At 73.5% G+C, this 24,428-nt stretch carries 24 protein-coding genes, 1 tRNA gene and 1 pseudogene; 14 read left to right on the forward strand and 12 right to left on the reverse strand.

Annotated features, from left to right (window positions below):
* Positions 1-34 precede the first annotated feature (34 nt).
* Positions 35-838 carry an S-methyl-5'-thioadenosine phosphorylase gene (locus ACTMS0_RS26345; protein WP_441157949.1) on the reverse strand — a complete coding sequence of 268 codons (804 nt, stop codon included), beginning with the start codon at positions 836-838 and terminating at the stop codon, positions 35-37.
* 183 nt (positions 839-1,021) lie between these two features.
* On the opposite strand from ACTMS0_RS26345, the gene ACTMS0_RS26350 reads away from it, so the two are divergent.
* Together ACTMS0_RS26350 and ACTMS0_RS26355 are read left to right on the forward strand one after the other, a co-directional pair.
* Positions 1,022-1,612: a YqgE/AlgH family protein gene (locus tag ACTMS0_RS26350; RefSeq protein ID WP_441157950.1), complete on the forward strand. Its 591-nt coding sequence runs from the start codon at positions 1,022-1,024 to the stop codon at positions 1,610-1,612.
* Positions 1,613-1,699: 87 nt separating this feature from the next.
* Positions 1,700-1,772 (forward strand) — tRNA-Ala (locus ACTMS0_RS26355).
* A 97-nt stretch (positions 1,773-1,869) separates the two neighbouring features.
* On the opposite strand, the gene ACTMS0_RS26360 is transcribed toward ACTMS0_RS26355, so the two are convergent.
* From ACTMS0_RS26360 to ACTMS0_RS26375, 4 genes are all read right to left on the reverse strand, one after another.
* Positions 1,870-1,965, reverse strand: coding sequence for an integrase (locus ACTMS0_RS26360; protein ID WP_441157951.1), 96 nt, complete (start codon positions 1,963-1,965; stop codon positions 1,870-1,872).
* A gap of 106 nt (positions 1,966-2,071) precedes the next feature.
* Complete coding sequence (locus tag ACTMS0_RS26365; RefSeq protein WP_441157952.1) at positions 2,072-2,506, reverse strand: VOC family protein; 435 nt, start codon at positions 2,504-2,506, stop codon at positions 2,072-2,074.
* Positions 2,507-2,604: 98 nt separating this feature from the next.
* Positions 2,605-3,816 (reverse strand): PP2C family protein-serine/threonine phosphatase, encoded by a 1,212-nt coding sequence (locus ACTMS0_RS26370; protein ID WP_441157953.1) that lies wholly within the window; start codon positions 3,814-3,816, stop codon positions 2,605-2,607.
* Positions 3,817-3,909: 93 nt separating this feature from the next.
* Positions 3,910-4,764 (reverse strand): helix-turn-helix transcriptional regulator, encoded by an 855-nt coding sequence (locus ACTMS0_RS26375; protein ID WP_441157954.1) that lies wholly within the window; start codon positions 4,762-4,764, stop codon positions 3,910-3,912.
* Between the two features lie 100 nt (positions 4,765-4,864).
* On the opposite strand from ACTMS0_RS26375, the gene ACTMS0_RS26380 reads away from it, so the two are divergent.
* Together ACTMS0_RS26380 and ACTMS0_RS26385 are read left to right on the forward strand one after the other, a co-directional pair.
* The gene (locus ACTMS0_RS26380; RefSeq protein WP_441157955.1) at positions 4,865-5,629 is read left to right on the forward strand and encodes an SDR family oxidoreductase; all 765 of its coding nucleotides are present in this window, start codon (positions 4,865-4,867) and stop codon (positions 5,627-5,629) included.
* An 81-nt stretch (positions 5,630-5,710) separates the two neighbouring features.
* Positions 5,711-6,667: a lytic polysaccharide monooxygenase auxiliary activity family 9 protein gene (locus tag ACTMS0_RS26385; RefSeq protein ID WP_441157956.1), complete on the forward strand. Its 957-nt coding sequence runs from the start codon at positions 5,711-5,713 to the stop codon at positions 6,665-6,667.
* 6 nt (positions 6,668-6,673) lie between these two features.
* Here ACTMS0_RS26385 and mgrA read toward each other — a convergent pair whose 3' ends face one another.
* A complete protein-coding gene (gene mgrA, locus ACTMS0_RS26390; RefSeq protein WP_441157957.1) occupies positions 6,674-7,669 on the reverse strand; it encodes an L-glyceraldehyde 3-phosphate reductase in 996 nt (331 codons plus the stop codon).
* A 102-nt stretch (positions 7,670-7,771) separates the two neighbouring features.
* Between mgrA and ACTMS0_RS26395 the strand changes: the two genes are divergently transcribed.
* The 3 genes from ACTMS0_RS26395 to ACTMS0_RS26405 all read left to right on the forward strand — a co-directional run bounded on the left by ACTMS0_RS26395 (position 7,772) and on the right by ACTMS0_RS26405 (position 10,833).
* Entirely contained in the window at positions 7,772-9,016 is a 1,245-nt protein-coding gene (locus ACTMS0_RS26395; RefSeq protein WP_441157958.1) for a sensor histidine kinase, read from the forward strand.
* Positions 9,013-9,678, forward strand: coding sequence for a response regulator transcription factor (locus ACTMS0_RS26400; protein ID WP_441157959.1), 666 nt, complete (start codon positions 9,013-9,015; stop codon positions 9,676-9,678). The genes ACTMS0_RS26395 and ACTMS0_RS26400 overlap by 4 nt, the downstream gene beginning before the upstream one ends.
* Positions 9,679-9,756: 78 nt before the next feature.
* The gene (locus ACTMS0_RS26405) at positions 9,757-10,833 is read left to right on the forward strand and encodes a hypothetical protein (RefSeq protein ID WP_441157960.1); all 1,077 of its coding nucleotides are present in this window, start codon (positions 9,757-9,759) and stop codon (positions 10,831-10,833) included.
* A 67-nt stretch (positions 10,834-10,900) separates the two neighbouring features.
* On the opposite strand, the gene ACTMS0_RS26410 is transcribed toward ACTMS0_RS26405, so the two are convergent.
* Positions 10,901-11,365 carry a GNAT family N-acetyltransferase gene (locus ACTMS0_RS26410; RefSeq protein ID WP_441157961.1) on the reverse strand — a complete coding sequence of 155 codons (465 nt, stop codon included), beginning with the start codon at positions 11,363-11,365 and terminating at the stop codon, positions 10,901-10,903.
* A gap of 76 nt (positions 11,366-11,441) precedes the next feature.
* Between ACTMS0_RS26410 and ACTMS0_RS26415 the strand changes: the two genes are divergently transcribed.
* From ACTMS0_RS26415 to ACTMS0_RS26430, 4 genes are all read left to right on the forward strand, one after another.
* Positions 11,442-12,035, forward strand: a complete 594-nt coding sequence (locus ACTMS0_RS26415; protein WP_441157962.1) for a TetR/AcrR family transcriptional regulator — start codon at positions 11,442-11,444, stop codon at positions 12,033-12,035.
* 54 nt (positions 12,036-12,089) lie between these two features.
* On the forward strand, positions 12,090-13,553 hold the full coding sequence (locus tag ACTMS0_RS26420) for a magnesium chelatase (protein ID WP_441158011.1): 1,464 nt from the start codon (positions 12,090-12,092) through the stop codon (positions 13,551-13,553).
* A 2-nt stretch (positions 13,554-13,555) separates the two neighbouring features.
* Positions 13,556-15,508 carry a VWA domain-containing protein gene (locus ACTMS0_RS26425; protein ID WP_441157963.1) on the forward strand — a complete coding sequence of 651 codons (1,953 nt, stop codon included), beginning with the start codon at positions 13,556-13,558 and terminating at the stop codon, positions 15,506-15,508.
* 317 nt (positions 15,509-15,825) lie between these two features.
* Positions 15,826-16,293 carry a hypothetical protein gene (locus ACTMS0_RS26430; RefSeq protein WP_441157964.1) on the forward strand — a complete coding sequence of 156 codons (468 nt, stop codon included), beginning with the start codon at positions 15,826-15,828 and terminating at the stop codon, positions 16,291-16,293.
* A 13-nt stretch (positions 16,294-16,306) separates the two neighbouring features.
* On the opposite strand, the gene ACTMS0_RS26435 is transcribed toward ACTMS0_RS26430, so the two are convergent.
* Positions 16,307-17,278, reverse strand: a complete 972-nt coding sequence (locus tag ACTMS0_RS26435) for a GlxA family transcriptional regulator (RefSeq protein WP_441157965.1) — start codon at positions 17,276-17,278, stop codon at positions 16,307-16,309.
* A 143-nt stretch (positions 17,279-17,421) separates the two neighbouring features.
* On the opposite strand from ACTMS0_RS26435, the gene ACTMS0_RS26440 reads away from it, so the two are divergent.
* The gene (locus ACTMS0_RS26440; RefSeq protein WP_441158012.1) at positions 17,422-18,696 is read left to right on the forward strand and encodes an MFS transporter; all 1,275 of its coding nucleotides are present in this window, start codon (positions 17,422-17,424) and stop codon (positions 18,694-18,696) included.
* Positions 18,697-18,703: 7 nt separating this feature from the next.
* Here the strand turns inward: ACTMS0_RS26440 and ACTMS0_RS26445 are convergent, their stop codons facing one another.
* The 4 genes and pseudogenes from ACTMS0_RS26445 to ACTMS0_RS26460 form a co-directional block, all read right to left on the reverse strand.
* Complete coding sequence (locus ACTMS0_RS26445) at positions 18,704-19,426, reverse strand: RICIN domain-containing protein (RefSeq protein WP_441157966.1); 723 nt, start codon at positions 19,424-19,426, stop codon at positions 18,704-18,706.
* 58 nt (positions 19,427-19,484) lie between these two features.
* A pseudogene (locus tag ACTMS0_RS26450) lies at positions 19,485-19,601 on the reverse strand (DUF427 domain-containing protein); the annotation flags it as partial.
* Complete coding sequence (gene tnpB / locus ACTMS0_RS26455) at positions 19,600-20,997, reverse strand: IS607 family element RNA-guided endonuclease TnpB (RefSeq protein WP_441157967.1); 1,398 nt, start codon at positions 20,995-20,997, stop codon at positions 19,600-19,602. The gene tnpB and the pseudogene ACTMS0_RS26450, both read right to left, overlap by 2 nt.
* 101 nt (positions 20,998-21,098) lie before the next feature.
* Positions 21,099-21,569, reverse strand: coding sequence for an aminoacyl-tRNA deacylase (locus ACTMS0_RS26460; protein WP_441157968.1), 471 nt, complete (start codon positions 21,567-21,569; stop codon positions 21,099-21,101).
* Positions 21,570-21,663: 94 nt separating this feature from the next.
* Between ACTMS0_RS26460 and ACTMS0_RS26465 the strand changes: the two genes are divergently transcribed.
* Positions 21,664-23,046 (forward strand): FAD-binding oxidoreductase, encoded by a 1,383-nt coding sequence (locus tag ACTMS0_RS26465; protein WP_441157969.1) that lies wholly within the window; start codon positions 21,664-21,666, stop codon positions 23,044-23,046.
* Positions 23,043-24,386, forward strand: coding sequence for a class I SAM-dependent methyltransferase (locus ACTMS0_RS26470; protein ID WP_441157970.1), 1,344 nt, complete (start codon positions 23,043-23,045; stop codon positions 24,384-24,386). Before ACTMS0_RS26465 ends, ACTMS0_RS26470 begins: the two co-directional genes overlap by 4 nt.
* Positions 24,387-24,428 lie beyond the last annotated feature (42 nt).

Below are 24,428 nucleotides of genomic sequence, written 5' to 3' on the forward strand. Positions count from 1 at the left end.
CGGGCCGGGTGGGACCGGGTGTTTCGGTCAGCCGCTACGGCAGCGCGAACGGCAGCTTGATGCCGTCCAGCGCCCGGCCGCAGTCGCAGTCCCGCTCGGCCGGCAGGGTCCGCACCGCCTCGAGCAGCAACCCGCGCAGCCGGTCGGTGTTCTCGCCGAAGACGCGGAACACCTCCTCCTGCGTCACCGAGCCGCCGTCGGGCACACCCGCGTCGTGGTCGGTCACCAGCGCGATCGACGAGTAGCAGAGGGCCAGCTCCCGGGCGAGCACCGCCTCCGGGTGGCCGGTCATGTTGACCACCGTCCCGCCCATCGAGGTGAACCAGCGCGACTCGGCGCGGGTGGAGAAGCGCGGACCCTCGACCACCACCACCGTCCCGCCGTCCACCGCCGGCACGTCCCGCCGCGCCGCCGCCGCGAGCAGCGTACGGCGGCCGACCGGGCAGTACGGATCGGCGAACGACACGTGCACGGCACCCCGGTCGTAGTAGGTGTGCGCCCGCCCGCTGGTGCGGTCGATGAGCTGGTCCGGCACGACGAACGTGCCCGGACCCAGCTCGGGGAGCAGGCCGCCGACCGCGCACGGGGCGAGCACCTGGCGGACGCCGAGCGAGCGCAGCGCCCACAGGTTGGCCCGGTAGGGGATCTTGTGCGGTGGGTGCCGGTGGTCGCGGCCGTGCCGGGGCAGGAACGCCACCCGCCGGCCGCCCAGGTCGGCGATGGTGACCGCGTCCGACGGCGGCCCGTACGGGGTGTCGACCTGGTGCTCGGTCGCGCCGTCGAGCAGGGCGTAGAGGCCCGAGCCGCCGATCACCGCCAGTTCCGCAGTGGGACCCATCGGTCCTCCCTCGTGTCTGTCGATCACCCGACCGTCAGACCTTAGCCACCGGCGCGGGCGCAGGCTATGGTGCCAGGCATGGTGTTCGGGCGTGCATCAGGAGCGCTGGCCGGCCTGCGGCCGGCCCGGCTGACACCGGTGCCTCCGACGGTCCCGGCGCGGTCGGTGTGACGGGTGTCCGGCATGCAGGGAGAGGGGCAGGCGATCGGCGGGCGGGCGACGGAGTCGATGGCCGGGCGGCTGCTGGTCGCGACACCGACGTTGAAGGATCCCAACTTCGACCGTACGGTCGTGCTGCTGGTCGCCCACGAGCCCGGCGGTGCTCTGGGAGTCGTCCTCAACCGGGCCACCGAGGTGCCGGTGGCGGACGTGCTGGGTGACTGGGGCGACCTGGCCCGGCACCCGGCCGTGCTCTTCGAGGGCGGTCCCGTGCAGCCGGATTCGGCGATCTGCCTCGCCCGGATGCGCCACCCGGTCAAGCGGGTCAAGGGCTTCCACCAGGTCTCCGGCGCGGTCGGCACCCTCGACCTGTCGGTCGACCCGGAGCGGCTGCGGGAGAGCATCGGCGGGATCCGGGTCTTCGCCGGCTACTCCGGCTGGGGCTCCGGGCAGCTGGAGCAGGAGATCGAGGAGGGCTCCTGGTTCGTGCTGGACGCGCTGCCCGGCGACGCCTTCGTCGACCGCCCCGACGACCTGTGGCCGATGGTGCTGCGCCGGCAGGGCGGCATGATGGCGGCGGTGGCCCACTTCCCGCCGGACGTGGCGCTCAACTGACCCCTGCGCGGCGGGACCCCGCGATGTGACCATGCCGGATGGCGTGTGTATAGTTCTCCCGTGCCCGGGCGACCGGGACGACACCACGGGGCCGTGGCGCAGCTGGTAGCGCACCACACTGGCAGTGTGGGGGTCAGGGGTTCGAGTCCCCTCGGCTCCACCCAAACAAAACGCCCTGGTGAGGGACCAAATCCCCCACCAGGGCGTTTGTCGTTTTCTGATCTTCTCAGGCCGCTGTATGCCAGATCCGTGCAAGATCAGGCGCTGATCTTGCCTCTCGCCTCTTCGGTCAGGGTGTCCAGCGCGGCGGCGATGGCGTGATCGCGGTCACGGGTCGCGTGCTGGTAGATCATGGCGGCGCGGGTGCTGGATCAGGACCGTTGGTGCGCCGCGGGACGGCGACCCTCGTGATGGCGAACTGCACCAGTCGACTCGCGAAGGTGCCACGTTCGCGGCCACTCAGTCGAGACAGAACTCGTTGCCCTCGATGTCCTGCATCACGAGGCACGACTCGTTGTCGCCATCGGCACGCAGTAGTCGCACGCGTACCGCGCCGAGCGCGACCAGTCGTGCGCATTCGGCCTCAAGTGCGGCCAGGCGCTCTTCACCCACGAGTCCGGTGCCGACCCGCACGTCAAGATGCAGCCGATTCTTGACGACCTTGCCTTCGGGAACCCGCTGGAAGAACAGTCGCGGGCCCACACCTGAGGGATCAAGGCAGGCGAACGCTGAACCCTGATGCTCAGGCGGCAGCGCGCGATCGAAATCGTCCCAAGTAGCAAACCCCTCCGGTGGAGGCGGTACGACGTACCCCAACACCTCGCACCAGAAACGAGCGACGCGCTCAGGTTCTGCACAGTCGAAGGTGACTTGGAACTGCTTGACCGACGCCATCGGCCCACCATAGAGGCGGGGTCTTTCGTCGTCTCCACGGGCCCGCCCCTGGCGGCCGGGCAGGCAGGCTCACCGCCGTCGCTCCACCGAGCGTCCGCTCAACCGACCCGGCGGAGCGCCAGGAGAGCGATGTCGTCGGCGGGGTGCTCGGCGTCGAGGGTCGCCATGACGGTCGCGGCCACGGTGTCGACGGGGGCCAGCGGTACGGCTGCCGTCAGGCGGGCGAGCCCGATATCGAACAGCTCTCCGCGGCGCTCGATGAGCCCGTCGGTGTAGGAGAGCAGGACCGCGCCGGGTGGGAACCCGAACGTGGTGGTGTGCCGCTGCGGGCGCCGGCGGCCGGTGCCGAGCGGCGGGTCGACGCGCGCGGGTAGGACGATGTTCGGCCGGTCGGGAACGGCCAGCACCGGGCAGGGGTGCCCGGCCAGCGACAGGTGCAGCGTGCCGTTGTCCGGGGAGATCATCGCGTACAGCGCGGTGGTGAGGCTGCCGGCCTCGAAGTGGACCACCTTGCGGTCGAGGAGGGTCAGTGCCTCCGCCGGGTCGTCGCAGATCAGGGCGTACGCGCGCAGCGCACTGCGGACCCGGCCCATGACCACCGCGGACTGCAGTCCGTGCCCCGACACGTCCCCGACGACCACGCCCAGCCAGCCGGAGGGAAGGGTGAAGACGTCGTACCAGTCCCCGCCCACGCCCGAAGCGTGGCCGGGGACGTACCGGCCGGTCATCTCCAGCCCCGGCACGTCCGGCAGCTCGGTGGGAATGAGGCTCCGTTGCAGAGCGAGGGCGGCCGCCTGATCCAGGGTGTTCGCGCGGGCCCGGCTGGCCAGGCTGACCCGGTCGGCGACAAGTTCCAGCAGGCGGACGTCGTCAGCGGTGAACCGGCGGGGCGTGAGTGTGCCGACGTGCAGGACACCGACCAGTTCTCCGCCCGCCATGATCGGTACGCCCAGCAGGGATCGGATGCCGGTCTGCAACAGGACCGGGTTGACCACCTTCTCCGAGGTCACGTTCTCGACGATCACGGGCCGCTTGGTGAGGGCGACCTGGCCGGCGAACCCTCGACCGACCGAAACCCGGAAACCCTGGCGAACCTCCTCCTCCAGCCCCCTCGCCGCGGTGGCGATGAGCTGCTGGGCGCGTACGTCGAGAAGGAGGATGGCGGCCGTGTCCACCCCGAGCAGATCGCGCACCCGATCGAGCAACTCGTCGAAGAGGTCGGCGACGTCGAGCCGGGACAGGGTGGCATCGGTCACCGCCTCGATACGGCGTAACCGCTGCTCATCTCCCAGCACCTCAACCGGAACCACCCCAGGATCCTAGTTGTGCCCGAGCAACTTTTGCTCATGGCAGAACCCGGGATATCGCCAGGCAGCGGCTTTCCTGTGCACCAGGGCCGGAACCTAGCCGAGCTGTGCGTCGGTCGGGAAGCGCTCCTGCCCCAGCACACCGAGCAGCCGCAGCTTCTCGTACCCCTCGGACCGAGGAGGAGCGGTGAGCACGAGCAGCGCCTGGGACTGGTCCTCGGTGAACAGCGCCTGGCAGTCGAGCTCGATCGGGCCGAGCTGGGGGTGGATGAGGGTCTTGTGGTCCGCGAACCGCTTGCCGACCTCGTGCCGGTCCCACAGCTCGGCGAACTCGGTGCTCGCCTTCTGCAACGCGCGGACCAGCTCACCGGCCCGCGACCGGGGACCCATCGACCCGTAGGCGGCGCGCAGGTTCGCCACCTGGGCGCGGCTCTGCCGGTCCCGGTCGCCCTCCGGGTAGCGCAGCCGCTCGTCCGGCATGGTGAACCAGCGGTAGATCTCGCTGCGCGCGAGGCCCGTGTAGCCGGACTTGTCGCCCAACAGCGCCTCCGCCAGGCGATTCTGCACGAGAGTTTCCCCGACGTTGGACAGGATCAGGGCCGGAGTGTCGTCGAGGCGGTCCAGCACCCGCAGCAACGCGGGAGAGACGTGCGTGGTGGCCGACACGGATGAGGGAGCGTTTCGCCCGGCCACCTGGAACAGGTAGTCGCGCTCGCCGTCCGTCAGTCGCAGCGCCCGGGCGAGCGACCCGAGCATCTGCTCGCTCGGCTGCGGGCCGCGCTCCTGCTCCAGACGGGTGTAGTAGTCGGTCGACATGGCGGCGAGGGCGGCGACCTCCTCCCGCCGGAGCCCCGCCGCCCGGCGGCGAGCGCCCACGGGCAGCCCGACGTCCTCCGGCTGCAACGCCTCCCGCCGCCGGCGCAGGAACGACGCCAGTGCTGCCCGATCCATGATCCCAGTATCCGCGCGCTCCCCGCCCGAACCAGGGACCGCCGATCCCCCGACAACCGTTCCCTGCACCCCGGGCCTGGCCACCGGCCAGACTCCACCCATGAACATCTCCGGGAACACCATCTTCATCCCCGGCTCCACCAGCGGTATCGGGCTCGCCCTCGCCGTCGCGCTGCACGCCCGGGGGAACACCGTGATCATCGGGGGCCGGCGGGCCGACCTGCTCGAGCAGATCGCCGCTGAGCACCCCAGCCTCGACACCGTTCAGATCGACACGACGGAACCCGCGAGCATCGAGTCCGCCGCCCGGGAGGTGCTCGCGAAGCACCCGGACCTGAACGTCCTCGTCACGATGGCCGGCATCATGCGCGTCGAGGACTGGCACCAGCCGGAGTCCTTCCTCGCCTCAGCCGAGGCGGTTCTGACGACGAACGTGCTCGGCCCGATCCGCCTCATCGCCGCGTTCATCGAGCACCTGCGGACGCAGCCGGACGCCACGATCATGACCGTCTCCTCGGGCCTGGCGTTCGCGCCCCTCAGGGTCACGCCGAGCTACAACGCGTCGAAGGCGGCGATCCACATGCTCAGCGAGTCCATCCGGCTCCAGCTCGCCGACACGACCGTCAAGGTCGTGGAACTGGAGCCGCCGGCCGTGCGTACCTCGCTCCTGCCCGGGCAGGAGAGCAGCGACTTCGCGATGCCGCTCGACGAGTTCGTGGCGGAGGCCGTCGACCTGATCGAGGCGCAGCCCGACGCGACGGAGATCCAGGTCGAGCGGGTCAAGTTCCTGCGGTACGGCGAGGCGCGCGGCGACTACGACAAGGTCGTCGCGACGCTCAACGCCGCCGACCCGCACGGAAACTAGGCTCGGATCTGGGCCGGACAGGGGTGATCCGTCGAACTCTTCGGCGGTCGCGCCCGTACCAGTGTGCGGGAGGTGGACGCCATGCCCGTACGCCAAGTCGTCGTCGCGGCGCTGGTCGCGGTGGCCGCCGTACCGGTCGTCGGGACGCCGGCCCACGCCCACGGAGCGCCGACCAGCCCGGTGAGCCGCGCGGCGGCCTGCGGCCCCGAGGGTGGGCAGGCGGGCAACCCCGCCTGCCAGGCGGCGATCGCGTCCGGCGCGGCGCTGCGGGAGTGGGACAACATCCGGGTCTTCGGAGTCGACGGGAAGGACCGGGAGCGGATCCCGGACGGGGAGCTGTGCAGCGGTGGGCTGTCCGCGTACCGGGGACTGGACCTGGCCCGGGACGACTGGCCGGCGACGGAGCTGACCGGCGGCACGCGGTTCACCTTCCGCTACCGGGCGACGATCCCGCACGAGGGCACCTTCCGGCTCTACCTGACGCGGGCGGACTACGACCCGTCGAAGCGGCTGCGCTGGGCGGATCTGGAGCGGGCGCCGTTCATCCGGGTGACCGACCCGCCGCTGCGCGACGGGGCGTACCAGTTCGCGGGGCGGTTGCCGGAGCGGACCGGGCGGCACCTGATCTACACGGTGTGGCAGAACTCCGACTCGCGGGACACCTACTACTCCTGCTCGGACGTCGTGTTCATGGAGCCCGCCGGGAGAGCCGGCCTGGGCGGGCCCGGCCGGTCGCCGGCGCCGGCCGCCGAGGTTCCGGTGGAGGAGGGCACCACGAAGGCGAGCCCGGTAGCCGCCGAAGGCGGGGGAAGCGCCGGTGCGCGTACCTCATCGGAGAGCGTGACCGACGGCGTGCCGGTGGCGACGGTGACGGACCTGGACCGCGCCGGCTGGCCGGTGGTCGGCGGTGCCGGCGCGGCCCTGACGCTGCTGCTCGCCGTGGTGGTCGCGGCGCGCCTGCGCCGCGCGGGCAGCGTCCCGGTCGGCCGGCCCTGCGAGGTACGGAACCACCGGGCCGGCCGACAACGGGAGTGGTGAGCCCGCCTAGGCGAGGTGGCCTTCGATCTCGGCCAGTTCCTCCGGGGTGAAGTCGAGGTTGTCCAGGGCGGCGATGTTCGCCTCCAGTTGCGGGACGCTGCTCGCGCCGATGATGAGGCTGGTCATGCGCGGGTCGCGCAGGGCCCAGGCGAGGGCGAGCTGCGCGAGGGACTGGCCGCGCCGATCGGCGATCGCCACGAGGGCCCGGACCGTCGCCAGGTGCCGCTCGCTCACGTCGCTCTCGTCCAGGAAGATGCTGGTCCGGACGCGGGAGTCCTCCGGGATGCCGCCCAGGTAGCGGTCGGTGAGCAGGCCCTGTGCGAGCGGGCTGTAGGCGATGCAGCCAGCACCGACCCGCTCCAGGGTGTCCAGCAGGCCGTCGGCCTCGGTCCAGCGGTTGAGCATCGAGTACGACGGCTGGTTGATCAGCAGGGGCGTGCCGAGGTCCCGCAGGATCGTGGCCGCCCGCTCGGTCTGCTCCGAGTCGTAGTTGGAGATGCCGACGTAGAGCGCCTTGCCGGAGCGCACGATGGCGTCGAGCGCACCCATCGTCTCCTCGAGCGGCGTGTCCGGGTCGAAGCGGTGCGAGTAGAAGATGTCCACGTAGTCGAGGCCGAGCCGGCGCAGCGACTGGTCCAGCGACGAGATCAGGTACTTCCGGGAGCCCCACTCGCCGTACGGGCCGGGCCACATCAGGTACCCCGCCTTGCTGGAGATGACCAGTTCGTCCCGGTACGGCTTCAGGTCGGTGGCGAGCATCCGGCCGAAGCTCTCCTCGGCCGCGCCCGGCGGCGGGCCGTAGTTGTTCGCCAGGTCGAAATGGGTCACGCCCAGGTCGAAGGCGCGCCGGACGATGTCCCGCTGCCGGTCGTACGGCCGGTCCGGGCCGAAGTTGTGCCACAGGCCGAGCGAGATCGCGGGGAGCCGCAGCCCGCTGCGTCCGCTGCGCCGGTAGGTCATCCTGTCGTAGCGCTCATCGGCGGCGAGGTAGGTCACGATCATGAGCCTACTCGCGCCGCCGGCCGTCGGGACGGTCGTGCCCGCGCCCCCATCTCCCCGACGTGGGGGAGTCGGGGCGGGCCCGGTCGGCGGCAGAATGGGCCGGTGAAAGCCCGCTCGGTCCTCGCCCCCCTGGTGACCGCCAGCACCTGGCGGCGCGGCGTGTTCCTACTGCTCGGCGGGGTGCTCGCGCTGCCGTACGCGCTGCTGGTGGTGACGTTCGCGCAGATGTTCCGGCAGGACGAGGTCTCCCGGGCGCTGGTGCTGGCCCTGCTGGCGGTGGCGGCCGGTGTCGCCGCCGTGCCGGTCTTCCTCGACGGGCCGCGGGCGCTGGAGATCGCCGCGGCCCGGTCCCTGCTCGGTGTCGACCTGCCGGATCCCGCGCCGGGGCACACCGCCGACCGGGAGACCCGGCTGCGCTCCGCCCTCTGGATCGCGCTGCACCTGGTCAGCGGCGGCCTGGTGGTGGCGGCCCTGTTCAGCGCGGTGCCGATGGCCCTGGCGTTCATCGCGCACCAGGTCGGTCTCGACACCGGACTGACCGGCGACGACCGGTTCGGACCGTTCGACGGGCGGGACACCGGGTGGTTGAGCCTCGCCGGAGTCGTCGTGCTGATCGCCCTCGGCTACACGGTGGCCGGGCTGGGGGCGCTGGCCGCCTCGATGGCGCCGGTGCTGCTCGGGCCGGCACAGTCGGAGCGCGTCGCGGCACTGGAGGCGCGAGCGGCCCGGCTGGCCGAACGCAACCGGCTGGCCCGGGAACTGCACGACTCGGTGGGGCACGCGCTGACCGTGGCGACGCTCCAGGCGGGAGCGGCGCGGGAGGTGCTGGACCGGGACCCCGAGTTCGTCCGGCGGGCGCTGACCGCGATCGAGGAGGTGGGGCGGACCGCGATGGACGACCTGGACCACGTGCTGGGGCTGCTCCGGGAGACCGACGGCGGGACGGCGGGGCCGGTGCCGCAGCGTACGCTCGCCGACCTGGACCGGCTCCTCGCCGAGACCCGTGCGGCCGGGCTGCCGGTCCAGGAGCGGCGCAGCGGTGACCTGGTCGGGCTGCCGGCGGTGGTCTCGCGCGAGGGGTACCGGATCGTCCAGGAGGGGCTGACCAACGCGGCGCGGTACGGGCGGGGACCGGTGACCGTGCGCCTCGACGTCGGACCGGACGCCCTGGAGCTGGAACTGGTCAACGCGCTGGGCCGGGTGCGCCGGTCCGATCTCGGCCGGGGCGGCCGGGGGCTGGACGGGATGCGGGAGCGGGTGCTGCTGCTCGGTGGCCGGCTGACCGCCGGGCCGGACGCCGACCGGTGGCGGATCCGGGCCCGACTGCCACTGGAGGAGGCCCGGTGACCGACGGCGGGACGCCGACCGGAGTGCTGATCGTCGACGACGACGAACTGGTCCGCGTCGGCCTGCGGGCGATCATCGACGGGCAGCCCGACCTGCGTGTGGTCGGCGAGGCAGCCGACGGCTCGGCGGTGCCGCCGCTGGTCGCCCGGCTGCGCCCGCAGGTGGTGCTGATGGACGTGCGGATGCCGGAGATCGACGGCATCCAGGCGACGCGGCGGCTGCTGGCCGCCTCCGCCGACCCGCCCCGGGTGCTGGTGATCACCACGTTCGCCAACGACGAGTACGTCTACGACGCGCTGCGCGCCGGGGCGAGCGGCTTCCTGCTCAAGCGCGCCCGACCGGCGGAGGTGGTGGAGGCGGTACGCGTGGTGGCCCGGGGCGAGTCGCTGCTCTTCCCGGCCGCGATCCGCCGGCTCGTGGGTGCGTACGGGGGCCGGGGCGCCGACCGGCTGCGTGCCGCCCGCCTCACCGAGCGGGAGGCGGAGGTGCTGCGGCTGATGGCGGCCGGACTGTCCAACCCGGAGATCGCCGACCGGCTGGTCGTCGGCGTGGAGACGGTGAAGACGCACGTCGGGAACGTGCTGGCCAAGCTCGGGGTGCGGGACCGCACGCAGGCGGTGATCGCCGCGTACGAGTCGGGGTTCGTCACCCCCGCCGGCTGACCGATCTCCCCCGGCCGGGGGAGCCGGTTCCCCCTTCGCCGGGAGGGATCGCGGGGCGGTTCGGCCGAGGCTGGAGACATGACGACGACCGATGTGCACACCCGTTCCCGGACGTCCCGCTGGCCCGACCGGCTCGCCCCGCTCGCCGCCGGTTGGCTCGGACTGTGGGGCGTCCTGGCCCTGCTCGCCACGATCACCGGCGCCGGTTATCCGTTCGGCGCGAACGACCCCCGCGGCGGCGGGGCGAACCTGCTCCGGCTGGTGCCGGTCGACCTCGGGCCGCCGCTCTTCGCCGGCGTACTGCTCACCGCGGCGGTGGCCGCACTCGCCATGGGACCGGCCGCCGTCCAGCCGCCCGGACCGCTGCGGGGAGTGCTGCTGGGCTACGGCTGGGCGGTCGCGTTCGTGCTGGCCGTGGTCGTGCCGGACTACATCGTGCTGGCCACGCTCGGCTACGCGCCGATCCTGCTCGTCGGCGCGCCGTTCGGCTGGCCGCCGGTGGACTACGCCGAGGTCTTCACCTGGGCGCTGTTCGTCAAGTTCGCCGCCATGGCCGGCGGGCTGCTGCTCGCCGGGGCGGTGCTCACCTGGCAGCGGCGTACCGCCGGCGCCTGTGTGACGTGCGGCCGCCGCGACGGCGACCGGGGCTGGACCAGCGCGGCCGCTGCGGCCCGCTGGGGGCGCTGGGCGGCCTGGACGGCCGCGGCCATCCCCTTCGGGTACGCGCTGACCCGGTTCGCCTGGGCCGTCGGCGTCCCGCTCGGCATCGACCCGGGTTTCCTCGACGAGATGCACCGCACGGGGCAGGTCTGGGCGGGCGCCGGCCTGGGCGCGTTCGCCACCGTCGGGGCGGTGCTCACCCTCGGGCTGGTGCAGCGCTGGGGCGAGCGGTTCCCGCGCTGGCTGCCCGGGCTGGCCGGCCGGACGGTACCGGTGAAGCTGGCGGTGGTGCCCGCGACCCTGGTGGCCGTGGCGGTCACCGCCGCCACCCTCGGCCTGTTCACCATCCCGGAGTTCTGGCAGCTCGGCGGTGGCTTCAGCTCCGCGTCCGCGCCGATGCTGCTGTGGCCGCTGTGGGGAGTGGCGCTCGGCGCGGCCACGTACGCGTACTGGCTGCGCCGGCGCGGTGCCTGCCGCCGCTGCGGCCGGGGCTGATCCACCGAAGCGGCCCGGTCCGGTCCGAGTCCCCGTCCCGGCGGGACCGGACCGGGCCGTGCGGCCGTCAGGGCAGGTCGCGGGCGTAGCAGACGGAGAGCGGTTCGCCGTGGTACGGGCCGAAGTTCTCGATGCGCCGGTAGCCCTCGCGCTCGTAGAAGCGCATCGCCTCCGGCTGGGCGGTGCCGGTCTCCAGCAGCAGCGTGCGCACGCCCGCCTCGCGAGCCGCGTCCTCCAGGGCGCGCAGGATGGCGGTCGCCACGCCGGTGCCCCGGGCGGGCGGCTCGACGTACATCCGCTTGATCTCGGCTTCGCGGTCGCCGAGGAACCGCAGGCCGCCGCAGCCCAGCGCCGCGCCGTCGGCGTCCCGGGCCACCAGGAAGACGCTGACCGTCTCGCCGGTCGGCGGCTCGCCCGGCTCGTGGTCGTCGTTGCCGTAGCGGGCGTCCAGCTCGGCGCGCTGGGCGGCGCGCAGCCGCGTGGCGTCGGCCGAATCCCACGGCTCCTGCTCCACCGAGACGGTGCGGATCATGCTGCCCTCGTTTCCGTAACAGACGTTACCGTAACGCATGTTACGGTACGCGGGTGATCGGCGTTAAGGGGGAGCGGTGGCGCGACGGCGGGACCTGACGGGGCAGCGGGAGCGGCTCTCGGCGGCGACCTGGTCGGTGCTGGCCGACCACGGCCTCGCCGGCCTCACCCTGCGGGCGGTCGCCGACCGCGCCGGCTGCACGACAGGCATGGTGCTGCACACCTTCGCCGACAAGCGCGCCCTGCTCGTGCACGCCCGCGAACTGCTGCACCAGCGCACCGGCGAGCGTGCCGACGCCGCCGCGTCCGTGGCCGGGGACCCGCTGGACGCCCTGCGGGCGGTGCTGCTCCAGGCCGCCTCGACGACCGAGGAGAAGCGGGAGGAGGCCCGGGTCTGGGTCGGCTTCCTGGCCGCCGCCCTGGCCGACCCGGCGCTGGCCGAGCTGCACCAGCGCTACAACCGTTCCTTCCTGAACCGGATCCGGCGGCTCGTCGCCGCCGCCCGCCCCGACTGGGACCCGGCGGTCTGCACGGCGACCGCCACCACGCTGATCGCGCTCGTCGAGGGGCTGAACACCCTCGCCGCCGTCGACCCGGACACCTACCACGACGAGGCGCAACGCTCCGCCATCGACGCCGCGCTCGTGCCGGTCCGGCTGAACCCTTCGTGAACGGGACGCCGAAGCTGGTCGTGGAGCCTGCCGTGGTGGGACCGCCGAGATAGCCTGGGTCGGGTGACTGCGCCTTCCCCGGTTACCCCGGTCCCGCCGGCCGACCTGCCCGGCACGCTCGGTGAGCTGCGCGCGGCGGGCCACCGGTACCGCACCGTCAAGCAGGAACTCCGAGACAACCTCCTGGCCCGGCTGCGCTCCGGCGCCGACCGGTTCCCCGGCATCGTCGGGTACGACGACACCGTGCTGCCCGAGGTCGAGCGGGCGCTGCTCGCCGGCCACGACATGGTCCTGCTCGGCGAGCGGGGCCAGGGCAAGACCCGGCTGATCCGGTCGCTGGTCGGGCTCCTCGACGAGTGGACCCCGGTGATCGCCGGCTCGGTGCTCAACGAGCACCCGCTGCACCCGATCACCCCGGCCTCCCGGGCGCTCGTGGTGGAGGCCGGCGACGACCTCCCGGTGGGCTGGCTGCACCGCTCGATGCGGTACGGCGAGAAGCTCGCCACCCCGGACACCAGCGTCGGCGACCTGATCGGCGACGTGGACCCGATCCGGATCGCCCAGGGGCGTACGCTGGGCGACCCGGAGACCATCCACTTCGGACTCGTACCCCGCACCAACCGGGGCGTCTTCGCCGTCAACGAGCTGCCCGACCTGGCCGAGCGGATCCAGGTCGCGCTGCTCAACGTGCTGGAGGAGCGCGACATCCAGGTCCGCGGCTACCAGCTGCGGCTGCCGCTGGACCTGTTCCTCGTGGCCAGCGCCAACCCGGAGGACTACACCAACCGGGGCCGGATCATCACCCCGCTCAAGGACCGGTTCGGCGCCGAGATCCGGACCCACTACCCGCTCGACCTGGACCTTGAGCTGGACCTGATCCGCCAGGAGGCGGACCTGGTCGCCGAGGTGCCCGAGCACGTCCTGGAGGTGCTCGCCCGGTTCGCCCGCGCGGTCCGCGAGTCGCCCTCGGTGGACCCGCGTTCCGGGGTGTCCGCGCGGTTCGCCATCGCCGCCGCCGAGACGGTCGCCGCCGCCGCGCTGCGCCGCGCCGGCCTGCTCGCCGCCGGTTCCGCTCCCGACGGGGTACGCCCCGAGGCGCCGGTGGCGCGGGTGGGTGACGCGGTGTCGGTGACCTCGACCCTGCGGGGCAAGGTCGAGTTCGAGAGCGGCGAGGAGGGGCGCGAGATCGAGATCCTCGGGCACCTGCTGCGGACCGCCACCGCGGAGACGTTCCGCTCCCGGCTGGCCGGGCTGGACCTGTCCGGCTTCACCGCGCTGGTCGACGAGGACCGGGTGATCGAGACCGGCGAGCTGGTCAGCTCGGCGGAGCTGCTCCGGCAGGTCGGCACCGTCCCGGGCCTGGCCAAGGTGCTCGACCGGCTCGGTCTCGGCGACGCGCCCAGCCCCGAGCAGGCCGCCGCCGGCGTCGAGTTCGTCCTCGAGGGGCTGCACCTGACCCGCCGGCTCGGCAAGGACGTCACCGACTCCGGCCGGACCCGCTACGGCGGCCGGGACTGACCATGGCCGGCAACCGGTTCCGGTACGGGCAGTGGCGCGGCGGCCCCGACCCGCTCGCACCCCCGTACGACGTGCGGGCGGCGGTCGACGACGTCGGTGCCGAGGTGCTCGCCGGCGGCAGCCTGCGGGAGTCGCTGCGCAACCTGCTGCGGCGCGGCCCGCAGGGGAGGGGCGGCCTCGACGACCTGGCCGCGCGGGCGCGCCGGCTGCGGCGGGAGGCGCTGCGCCGGGGCGACCTGGACGGGGCGGTGACCCGGGCGCGGGCGCTGCTCGACCAGGCGCTCGCCGCCGAGCGGGACGAGCTTCGCGGTCGCGACGACGAGGGCGCGCGGTTCGCCGAGGCGGTGCTGGACAACCTGCCCCGCTCGACGGCCCGGGCGGTGGAGGAACTGGCCGGCTACGAGTGGGCCAGCGCCGAGGCGCGCGCGACGTACCAGCGGATCCTCGACGGGCTGCGCGACGACGTGCTCGGGCAACGCTTCGCCGGGCTGCGCGACGCCGTACGGGCCTCGGCGGACCCGGCCGCGCAGCAGCGGCTGGCCGAGATGATGCGCGACCTGAACGACCTGCTGGCCCGGCACGCTCGGGCCGAGGACACCACCGACGCGTTCGCCGAGTTCATGCGCCGGCACGGCGAGTTCTTCCCGGAGCAGCCGCGCGACACCGACGAGCTGGTCGACGTCCTGGCCCGCCGGGCGGCGGCCGGTCAGCGACTGATGAACTCGCTGTCCGACCGGCAGCGTGAGGAGCTGGCCGGGCTGATGCGCCAGTCGCTGGGCGACCGGTTGGAAGGCGAGCTGGCCGCGCTCGACGCGAACCTGCGGACGCTGCGGCCCGACCTGCGCTGGGGCCGGGGGGAGCGGGTCCGGGGCGAGCAGCCCCTCGGGTACGCGGACGCGGCCGGCGCGCTCGGGGAGATCGCCGACTTGGACGACCTGCTCGACGCTCTCGAGCAGGAGCATCCGGGCGCCACCCTGGACGACGTCGACGTCGACGCGGTGGCCCGGACGCTCGGGCGGGACGCCGCCGACGACGTACGCCGGCTGCGGGAGCTGGAGCGGGAACTGCGCCGGCAGGGTTGGGTGAACCGGGACGCGGAGGGGCTGACCCTCAGCCCGAAGGCGCTGCGCCGGCTCGGCGGGACCGCGTTGCGGCGGGTCTTCGCCGACCTGACCGCCGGCCCGCGCGGCCAGCACGACCTGCGCTCGGCGGGCGCCGCCGGCGAGGTGAGCGGCGGGTCCCGGCCCTGGGAGTACGGCGACGAGCAGCCGCTGGATGTGGTGCGCACGCTGACCCGGGCGATCCGGCGCTCCGGCACCGGGGTGCCGGTGCAGCTCGCCGTCGAGGACTTCGAGGTGGTGGAGACCGAGCGGCGGGCGTCGGCGGCGGTGGTGCTCTGCGTCGACCTGTCGTACTCGATGATCTCGCAGGGCCGATGGGGCGCGATGAAACAGACGGCGCTGGCGCTGGCGCACCTGATGGCCACCCGCTTCCCGCAGGACGCGCTCCAGATCGTCGGCTTCGGCCGGGAGGCGCTGCCATTGACCCAGCAGGAGCTGGCTGCGGTCGAGCCGGACCTGCAACAGGGCACCAACCTCCAGCACGCGCTGCGGCTGGCCGGCCGGCACCTGCGGCGGCATCCGGACGCGGAGCCGGTGGTCCTGGTGGTGACCGACGGCGAGCCGACCGCCCACCTCGACCCGGACGACGGGGAGGCGCTGTTCCACTGGCCGCCACTGCCGGAGACGATCGAGGCGACGATCCGGGAGGTGGACCGGCTCGCCCGGTACGGCACGATGCTCAACCTGTTCCTGCTCGGCGACGACCCGGGCCTGCGCCGCTTCATGGATGCCGTGGCCCGTCGCTCGAAGGGCCGTCTGTTCACCCCCGACACCGACGACCTCGGCGAGTACGTGGTGTCCGACTACCTCCGTGCCCGCCACGGGCGCCGCTGACCGGGGTCGGTCAGTACCGCGCGTCGCTCCGGCGGGTGCGGATCACGTCCCCGGCCCGAGTGTCCGCGCCGGCAGGGAGGTGCTGCGGAGCCTGTCGAGCTGCCCCATCTGTGCGACCGCCCGGCGTCCGCGGCTGGCGGTCTCATGAACGGGGCAGCTCGACAGCGGCGTGAGGAGCTGACCCGTCCCGCGTGAGGACCTTCCCCCGGGCCCGACCCGTCCCGCGTGAGGAGCTTTCCCCGGGGCCCGACCCGTCCGGGTGAACGCCACGGGGGAACGCCGGGACCCTTCACGGGCGGCGGGGTTGACTGGCAGGCATGGACAGCGGAGCGCTGCGGCGGGCGTACGAGGAGGTGCTCGCCGAGGTCGACGTCGGCGGTTTCGGGGGGCCGCCGGAGGGACAGCTCACTGCCGAGCAGATCGTGGCGCACCTCGCCGCCAACGACGAGCTGATGACCGAGGCGACCGAGGCGGTCCTCGCCGGCACCCCCTACGCGTACTACGACCTGGCCGGCGTGCACCGGCCCGACCTCGACGCGCTGGTCACCCGGTGCGGCGGGCTGGACGGCCTGGCGGTCCTGCTGCGCGCCACGAGCCAGAAGCTGGTGACTCTGGTCGATCGGCTGGGTCCGGCCGCGGACACCCCGGTCGAGACCCACCTGCGCGAGGGCTTCGACCTGATCGTGGACGAGCCCCTGCCCTGGGCCCGGGTGCTCGACCTGCACACCCGCGTCCACCTGCCCAAGCACCTCGCCCAACTGCGGATGCTGCGCGGCACGGGCTGACCCGCCGAGGGTGTCACGTCCCGCGGAAGGTGCGGCGGTACGTCGACGGGGAGACGCCGACGCGGTGGTGCAGGTGCTGGCGGAGGGACGCCGTCGTGGTGAAGCCGCTGCGGCGGGCGATCTGGTCCACCGTCAGGTCCGTCGTCTCCAGTAGCAGGCGGGCGTGGTCGGTGCGCTGCTGGAGCAGCCACTGCGCCGGGCTCAACCCCGTCTCCGAGCGGAACCGGCGGGTGAAGGTCCGCACGCTCATCCGCGCCCGACCGGCCAGGTCGCGCAGGCTGACCGGCTCGTGCAGCCGCTGCCGGGCCCACTCCCGTGCCCCGGCCGTGCTCGCGTCGGCCACCTTCGGCACCGGACGCTCGATGAACTGCGCCTGACCGCCGTCCCGCCAGGGCGGCATCACGCAGCGACGGGCCGCCCGGTTGGCCACCTCGCTGCCGTGGTCGGTGCGGACGACGTGCAGGCACAGGTCGATCCCGGCCGCCACCCCGGCCGAGGTGAGCACCCGGTCGTCGGCGACGAAGAGCACCTCCGGGTCGAGTTCGACGCCGGGGTGCAGGGCACGGAAGCGGTCCGCGTACGCCCAGTGGGTGGTGGCGCGGCGGCCGTCGAGCAGCCCGGCGGCGGCCAGGGCGAACGCGCCGGTGCAGATCGACATGATCCGGGCGCCCCGGTCGTACGCGGCGCGCAGCGCGTCGGCCACCCCGGCGGCGAGGACCCGGTCCGGCATCAGCGCGGCGCCGTGCACCCCGGGCACGATCACCGTGTCGGCGGTCTCCAGCAACTCCAGCCCGTGGTCGGGGAGCACCTGGTAGCCGGCGGTGCTGCGCACCGGCCGCCCGCCGGGGGTGCAGACCTCGACGGTGTAGAGGCGGGTGCCGGCCGGGGTCCGGGCGGCGCCGAAGACCTGAGCCGGGGTGCCGAGGTCGAGGCCCACGACGTCGTCGAGGGCCAGGACCGCGATCCGGTGCGGGGTGGCGGCCATGGCTCGATTATTGCGCAGGATGGCTTTCCGGCCACTCGTCGGCGGTCCCGCCCCGCCGCAGACTCGACACCGTGACCCGGACGACCACGGGCCCGGCCGCGCCGGGCCGTACCCGCCCCGGCCGATCCGGCCGTACCCGTCGCCTGCACCCGGCCTGGACGGTGGCCGCCGTCGCCTTCGTCGCGCTGGTCGGCGCCGCCGGCTTCCGCGCCACCCCGTCGGTGCTGCTGCACCCGCTGCACGCCGAGTTCCGCTGGCCACTGGCCACCATCTCGGCGGCGGTCTCGGTGAACCTGCTGCTCTACGGGCTCACCGCGCCGTTCGCCGCCGCGCTGATGGACCGGTTCGGCATCCGGCGGGTGGTGGCCGCGGCGCTGCTGCTGGTGGCCGCCGGCAGTGGGCTGACGGTGTTCATGACCGCGAGCTGGCAGCTCGTCCTCTGCTGGGGCGTACTGGTCGGGCTGGGCACCGGCTCGATGGCTTTGGCGTTCGTGGCGACCGTCACGGGCCGCTGGTTCGTCCACCGTCGTGGGCTGGTCACCGGTGTGCTCACCGCCGGTGGGGCCGCCGGCCAGCTGGTCTTCCTGCCCCTGATGGCGGTGCTGGTACGGGAACACGGCTGGCGGGTGGCGGCGCTCGTCGTGGCCGGAGCGGCGCTGGCGGTCGTACCCCTGGTGGCCTGGCTGCTGCGCGAGCACCCGGCCGACCTCGGGCTGCCCGCGTACGGCGCGACCGAGGTCGTACCCCCGACGCCGCCGGCTGGCGGCGCGGCGGCGCGCGCCGTCTCGGTGCTCGCCCAGGCGGCGCGGACCCGGCCGTTCTGGCTGCTCGCCGGCGGGTTCGCGATCTGCGGCGCGACCACCAACGGGCTGGTCGGCACGCACTTCGTGCCGGCGGCGCACGACCACGGCATGCCGCAGACCACCGCCGCCGGGCTGCTGGCGCTGGTCGGTCTCTTCGACATCGCCGGCACGATCGCCTCGGGCTGGCTGACCGACCGGGTCGACAGCCGGGTGCTGCTCGGCGTCTACTACGCGCTGCGCGGCGGCTCGCTGCTGGTGCTGCCGGGGCTCTTCGCCGCCACCGCCGAGCCGAGCATGCTGGTGTTCATCGTCTTCTACGGGCTGGACTGGGTCGCCACGGTCCCGCCCACCGTGGCGCTGTGCCGGGAGTACTTCGGCGACTCCGGCGCGGTGGTCTTCGGCTGGGTGTTCGCCGCGCACCAGGTCGGCGCGGCGATCGCCGCCACCGGGGCGGGCCTGGTGCGCGACCAGCTCGGGAGCTACGCGCTGGCCTGGTACGTCGCCGGGACGCTGTCGATCGGCGCCGCGGTGCTGTCGCTGCTGCTGCGCCGCCGGCGGTCGGTGCCGGCGCCGGTCGTCGCGGCCACCCCGCGGGCCTGGAGCTACCGGGGCTGAACGAAGGTCAGCCCAGCACCCACTGCTGCTCGGGGCCGCCCGTGCAGGTGGCCTGCTCGATGTCGGTGCCGGCGTCGCTGCCGCCGTCGTCGACCTGCGCGCACCGGCCGCTGTTCAGGGCGGCGAGCAGCACCCGCCCGCCGCCGGTCGCCACCAGCCGCCACTGCTGGTTGGCCTGGCCGTGGCAGCCGTACTGCTGGAGCTTCGCCCCGTCGTCGCCGCTGCCGCCCTCCACGTCGAGGCACATCCCGGTCGCCGCGTTGGTCAGAGTCACCAGGTCCGCGCCGACCGGATTGGCGACCCACTGCTGCTCCGGGCCGCCGGTGCAGTCGGCCAGCTGGGCGATCGCCTTCTCGCCGCCACCGTCGAGGCCGAGGCAGCGGTTGGAGGCGACGCCGCGGAACACCTTCGGCCCGGTGAGCGGGACCGGCGCGGCGCTCGGGGTGGCGCTCGGAGTGGGGGACGGTGCCGCCGGGGTCGTCGGGGCGGGTTCGCTCGCCGACGGGGTGGGCTCGGTGGCGGCCGAGGGCGTGCCGGCCGCCGCCGGCACGACCGGCGCGTCGTCTCCGCCGCCCAGGACACCGGTGGCGAAGAACGCCCCCAGCAGGACGCCGACGACGCCGACGAGGACCGCCACCCGCAGCAGCGGGTCGCGGGGGAGGCCGGGACGGGCGGCGCGGCGGCCGTAGACCGTGCCGGACGGGTCGGGACGTTCAGCGGGGACGGACATACCGGCATCCTGACCCACCGGCGTGGTTCACGGCCAGCCGGCCCGGCCCGGGGGTGACTCAGTCGACGACCCGGACGTCCTTCCAGAACGCCACCCGGTCGCGGACCATCTCCGCCTCCGGCTTCGGGTCGGGGTAGCACCAGACCGCGTCCGGGCTGGTCTTTCCGTTTCTCTCATGAAGCAGGAGTGAGCTCATGATCGAATGTCCTACCTTGCGGTGGGACGGTCCCGGTCTTGCCCGCGGTGGCGGTGCCGGGTAGACGTTTCACAGCCACCGGCCCCGCGGGCGGGGTCTTACGGTCGGCTCCGCGTCCGTTTAGGGTCTCCGGGCCACTCCCGGCGACGGTGGCCGCGAGGGCGGCCAAATTGCGTGCGGCGTTGACGTCCCGGTCCAGGACGAGGCTGCAGGTGGTGCAGGTGAAGGTGCGTTCGGACAGGGTCAGCTTGGTTCTCACCGTGCCGCAGCCCGAGCACGTTTTGGAGGAGGGGTACCAGCGGTCGGCCACCATCAGGCGACCACCGCACCACTGTGTTTTGTGAGCGAGTTGCCGGCGAACCTCGGCAAAGCCGGCGTCGGCGATGCGCCGCGCCAGCCTGCGGTTGCGCAGCATGCCGGCGACGTTGAGGTCCTCGATCACGACCGTGCCGTAGTCGGTGGCGAGGCGGGTGGTCAGCTTGTGCAGGCCATCGCGGCGCAGGTTCGCCACCCGCGCGTGGACCCGGCCGAGCCGGCCGCGCGCCCGCTGCCACCGTTTCGAGGCATCGCGGCGGGCGCGCCGGTCCGGCGCCACCTTGCGGGACAACCCACGGCTGATCCGGCGAATCTTCCGCAGGGCGGCATCAAGCTGCCGCGGGTTCGGCACCAGGTCGCCGGTGGACAGCACCGCCAGGTGCCTCACCCCAAGGTCAACGCCTACCGTCGCGCAAGGACGGGCGGGGGTGCGTAGCGCACGCTGGACCTCGCAGGTGAACGACACGTACCAGCGGTGACCGTCGCGGCGCACGGTAGCGGACAGGATCCGGGCGGTGCCAGCCTCCAGCCGGCGGGCCAGCTTGCGGGCCGACTCGTGCAACTTCAACCGGCCCAGCCGGGGCAACACCACATGCTTGCGATCCGGCTCCACCCGGATGGCCCCGGTGGTGAACCGCACCGACGGGGTCGACCGGCGGCGCGACTTGAATCGGGGAAAGCCGACCGGCCGTCCGGCCCGCTTACCCGAGCGGGAGTCGGCCCAGTTCTTCAACGCACGCGCCAGCGCATCGAGGCCGGTGTTGTACGCCTCCTTCGAGTAGTCCCGCCACCACGGCGCCACCTCATCCTTCGCCGCGTTCCACGCCCTGCGCAGTGCAGGCAGAGACCAGCCGATCGTGGGGGTGAGATGCTCCTCGGGGATGCCGTAGCTGCGTTCGGCGGCCCGCTGATCCATCACCGCCTTCACCCGGGCCAGCGCCCAGTTGTACGCCGTGCGGGCAGCGCCAGCATGGCCCATCACCGCCCGCTCCTGCGCCGGGGTCAGGTCAAGAGCGAACCGATACGCCTGCACGACGCTCAGCCCATCCCGGTGCCCCACACCTGCCACATTAGCCACCCGGTACGACGCTCACCCCAGTGAACCGCTCTGGGTTCTGTAGAGGTTCCACGCTGGGCCGCCCGGCCGTCGAGGACCAGCGCTCAGCGCGCCGGCTCCGGCTCCGTCACGTCGGCGACGGTGGCGTCGAGCGCCTCCAGCGCCGCCTCGGCGTCCACCGCCACGGAAATCCCGTGCTCACCGGCGCCGAGGGTGATGGTCCGGCCCACCAGCCGGGTGTCGGCGACGACCGGCCAGGCTCTGCGGGAGCCGAACGGGGTGATGGTGCCGCGCTCGTAGCCGGTGGCCGCCTTCGCCGTCGCCGCGTCCGGCATGGAGAGCCGGCTGACGCCGAGCAGGGCCCGCAGCTTCGGCCAGGAGATCACCCGGCCGCCGGGGGTGAGCACGAAGAGGTGATCGTCCTCGCTGCGCCGGACCACGATGGTCTTCACCACGTCCGTGACCTCCACCCCCCGCGCCTGCGCCGCCTCGGCCAGGCTGCTGACGGGGCCGTGCCGGATGACTCGGTACGGCAGGCCGGCGGCGTCGAGGGCGGCGAGAGCGGGCGACGACATGCCGGCCACGGTAACCCCGTCGAGTGCTGCCGGATGCGAAACGGCCATGGTGGACATCCCACCCCACCCGGCGTCGACAGCGTAAGGTGATCTCATGTACGCCGTGCGTGATCATGACCAGGCGGTGGCCCGGCTCCGGCGGTCGTACGCGGCGGTGCCGCCCGGCCAGCCGATCCGCCTCGCCAAACGCACCTCCAACCTGTTCCGCCCGCGCAACGCGCCTCGGATCCCGGGGCTGGACGTGAGCGGCCTCGGCGGGGTCCTGCGTGTCGACCCGACGGCCCGCACCGCCGACGTGCAGGGCATGTGCACGTACGAGGACCTTGTGGACGCGACCCTGCCGCACGGCCTGATGCCGTCGGTGGTGCCGCAACTGCGCACCATCACGCTGGGCGGGGCGGTGACCGGTCTGGGCATCGAGTCCACCTCGTTCCGCAACGGCCTGCCGCACGAGTCGGTGACCGAGCTGGACGTGCTGACCGGGGCGGGCGAGATCGTCACGGCCCGCCCGGAGGGGGAGCACGCCGACCTGTTCGCCGCGTTCCCCAACTCGCTGGGCAGCCTGGGGTACGCGACCCGGCTGCGTATCGAGTTGCAACCGGTCGGCCGGCACGTGGCCCTGCGGAACGTCCGGTTCACGCGGCTGGAGGAGCTGACCGACGCCATCGGGGAGGTGAGCGCCACCCGGTCGTGGGCCGGCGAGACGGTGGACGCGATGGACGGGGTGATGTTCAGCCCCGGCGAGGCGTACCTGGTGCTCGCCACGTTTACCGACGAGGCCGGGCCGGTCAGCGACTACACGGGCCAGGACATCTACTACCGGTCGCTGCGCCGGCGCACCCGCGACGCGCTGACCGCGTACGACTACCTGTGGCGCTGGGACACCGACTGGTTCTGGTGCTCGGCGGCGTTCGGGGTGCAGCACCCGGTGGTGCGGCGGATCTGGCCGGCACGCTGGCGACGCAGCGACGTCTACCACCGGTTGGTCCGCCTGGAGTACCGGCACCAGGTGGCCGCGCGCATCGACCGGTGGCGCGGCCAGCCGGCGCGGGAGCGGGTCGTGCAGGACGTGGAGATCCCGCTGGACCGCACCGCCGAGTTCCTGCGCTGGTTCGCCGCGACCGTGGGGATGACCCCGGTCTGGCTCTGCCCGCTGCGGCTGCGGGAGCCGTCCGGCCCGGGGTCGGCGCGGGCCTGGCCGCTGTATCCGCTGCGGCCGGGGCAGGACTACGTGAACATCGGTTTCTGGGGGAGCGTGCCGATCGTTCCGGGCGCCGCCGACGGCGACGTGAACCGGGCGATCGAGCGCGAGGTGTCGGAGCTGGGCGGGCACAAGTCGCTGTACTCCGACGCGTACTACGACCGGGAGGTGTTCGACCGGCTCTACGGCGGCGACACCTGGCGGGCGGTCAAGGACCGCTACGACCCGGACCACCGGCTCACCGGACTGTACGAGAAGGCGGTAGCACGAGAATGAGCCTCATCGATCGAGACCAGGGAGCGGCGAGCGCTCCCGCGACACCGCCGGCGGGGGGCCGGCGTCCGGGGCCGACCGTGGCCGACGTCGTCCGAGCGTTGACCACGGGGGCCCTGCCGGTGCGGGTCACCGGGTACGACGGCAGCGCCGTCGGCCCGGCCGACGCCGGGATCACCCTCGCCATCCGTTCCGAGCGCGGCCTGTCGTACCTGCTGACGGCCCCGGGGGACCTGGGCATGGCCCGGGCGTACGTGAGCGGCGACCTCGGGTTGGAGGGGGTGCACCCGGGCGACCCGTACGAGGCGCTGCGGGTGCTCAAGGACGAGGTGCGGCTGCGCGTCCCGCCGGTGGCCGAGGCGCTGGCCCTGGCACGGGCGCTCGGCTGGGAGCGGCTGCTGCCGCCCCCGCCCCCGCCGCAGGAGGCGCTGCCCCGCTGGAAGCGGATGGTGAACGGGCTGCGGCACTCCCGTACGCGGGACAGCAGCGCGATCTCGCACCACTACGACGTGTCGAACGCCTTCTACGAGAAGGTGCTCGGCGAGTCCATGACGTACACCTGCGCGGTGTTCCGCTCCCCGGACGACAGCCTGGAGACGGCGCAGGCCGCCAAGTACGACCTGGTCGCGCAGAAGCTCGCGCTCAAGGCGGGCATGCGGCTGCTCGACGTGGGCTGCGGCTGGGGCGGCATGGTCCGGCACGCCGCGCGGGAGTACGGCGTGAAGGCGCTGGGCGTGACCCTGTCGCGGGCCCAGGCGCAGTGGGCGCTGGCCGCGATCGAGCGGGAGGGGCTGACCGGCCTGGCCGAGGTGCGCCACCTCGACTACCGGGACGCCCCGCGCGAGCAGTTCGACGCGGTCTCCTCGATCGGGCTGACCGAGCACATCGGAGTGCGCAACTACCCGGCGTACTTCGGCTTCCTGCGGAACCGGCTGCGTCCCGACGGGCGGCTGCTGAACCACTGCATCACCCGCGCGGACAACCGGGCGCCGCACCGCTCGGGCGCGTTCATCGACCGGTACGTGTTCCCGGACGGCGAGCTGTCCGGTCCGGGCCGGATCATCTCGGAGATCCACGACGCCGGTCTGGAGGTGCACCACGAGGAGAATCTGCGCCTGCACTACGCGCTGACCCTCGCCGCGTGGTGCCGCAACCTCGTGGCGAACTGGGACTTCTGCGTCTCGGAGGTCGGTGCCGGCACCGCCCGGGTGTGGGGCCTCTACATGGCGGGCTCTCGGCTGGCGTTCGAGCGCAACGGCATCCAGTTGCACCAGGTGCTCGCCACCCGGACCGACCCGGCGGGCGAGACGAGCTACCCGCTGCGTCCCGACTGGCTGCCCTGACCGCTGCTTTCGAAGGCCGCGCCGTCGGTCGGCGCGGCCTTC

It is taken from the genome of Micromonospora sp. H33, assembly GCF_052068455.1.
Lineage (GTDB): Bacteria > Actinomycetota > Actinomycetes > Mycobacteriales > Micromonosporaceae > Micromonospora.

What these genes read in the sequence shown, in the direction of transcription:
- mgrA (WP_441157957.1), bottom strand. Translation starts at nt 7,669, where the DNA reads ATGATCGTGACCTACCTCGCCGCCGATGAGCGCTACGACAGGATGACC.
- ACTMS0_RS26425 (WP_441157963.1), top strand. Translation starts at nt 13,556, where the DNA reads ATGGCCGGCAACCGGTTCCGGTACGGGCAGTGGCGCGGCGGCCCCGAC.
- ACTMS0_RS26470 (WP_441157970.1), top strand. Translation starts at nt 23,043, where the DNA reads ATGAGCCTCATCGATCGAGACCAGGGAGCGGCGAGCGCTCCCGCGACA.
- ACTMS0_RS26345 (WP_441157949.1), bottom strand. Translation starts at nt 838, where the DNA reads ATGGGTCCCACTGCGGAACTGGCGGTGATCGGCGGCTCGGGCCTCTAC.
- ACTMS0_RS26445 (WP_441157966.1), bottom strand. Translation starts at nt 19,426, where the DNA reads ATGTCCGTCCCCGCTGAACGTCCCGACCCGTCCGGCACGGTCTACGGC.
- ACTMS0_RS26465 (WP_441157969.1), top strand. Translation starts at nt 21,664, where the DNA reads ATGTACGCCGTGCGTGATCATGACCAGGCGGTGGCCCGGCTCCGGCGG.
- ACTMS0_RS26380 (WP_441157955.1), top strand. Translation starts at nt 4,865, where the DNA reads ATGAACATCTCCGGGAACACCATCTTCATCCCCGGCTCCACCAGCGGT.
- ACTMS0_RS26430 (WP_441157964.1), top strand. Translation starts at nt 15,826, where the DNA reads ATGGACAGCGGAGCGCTGCGGCGGGCGTACGAGGAGGTGCTCGCCGAG.
- ACTMS0_RS26385 (WP_441157956.1), top strand. Translation starts at nt 5,711, where the DNA reads ATGCCCGTACGCCAAGTCGTCGTCGCGGCGCTGGTCGCGGTGGCCGCC.
- ACTMS0_RS26360 (WP_441157951.1), bottom strand. Translation starts at nt 1,965, where the DNA reads ATGATCTACCAGCACGCGACCCGTGACCGCGATCACGCCATCGCCGCC.
- ACTMS0_RS26410 (WP_441157961.1), bottom strand. Translation starts at nt 11,365, where the DNA reads ATGATCCGCACCGTCTCGGTGGAGCAGGAGCCGTGGGATTCGGCCGAC.
- ACTMS0_RS26350 (WP_441157950.1), top strand. Translation starts at nt 1,022, where the DNA reads ATGCAGGGAGAGGGGCAGGCGATCGGCGGGCGGGCGACGGAGTCGATG.
- ACTMS0_RS26460 (WP_441157968.1), bottom strand. Translation starts at nt 21,569, where the DNA reads ATGTCGTCGCCCGCTCTCGCCGCCCTCGACGCCGCCGGCCTGCCGTAC.
- ACTMS0_RS26435 (WP_441157965.1), bottom strand. Translation starts at nt 17,278, where the DNA reads ATGGCCGCCACCCCGCACCGGATCGCGGTCCTGGCCCTCGACGACGTC.
- ACTMS0_RS26365 (WP_441157952.1), bottom strand. Translation starts at nt 2,506, where the DNA reads ATGGCGTCGGTCAAGCAGTTCCAAGTCACCTTCGACTGTGCAGAACCT.
- ACTMS0_RS26375 (WP_441157954.1), bottom strand. Translation starts at nt 4,764, where the DNA reads ATGGATCGGGCAGCACTGGCGTCGTTCCTGCGCCGGCGGCGGGAGGCG.
- ACTMS0_RS26405 (WP_441157960.1), top strand. Translation starts at nt 9,757, where the DNA reads ATGACGACGACCGATGTGCACACCCGTTCCCGGACGTCCCGCTGGCCC.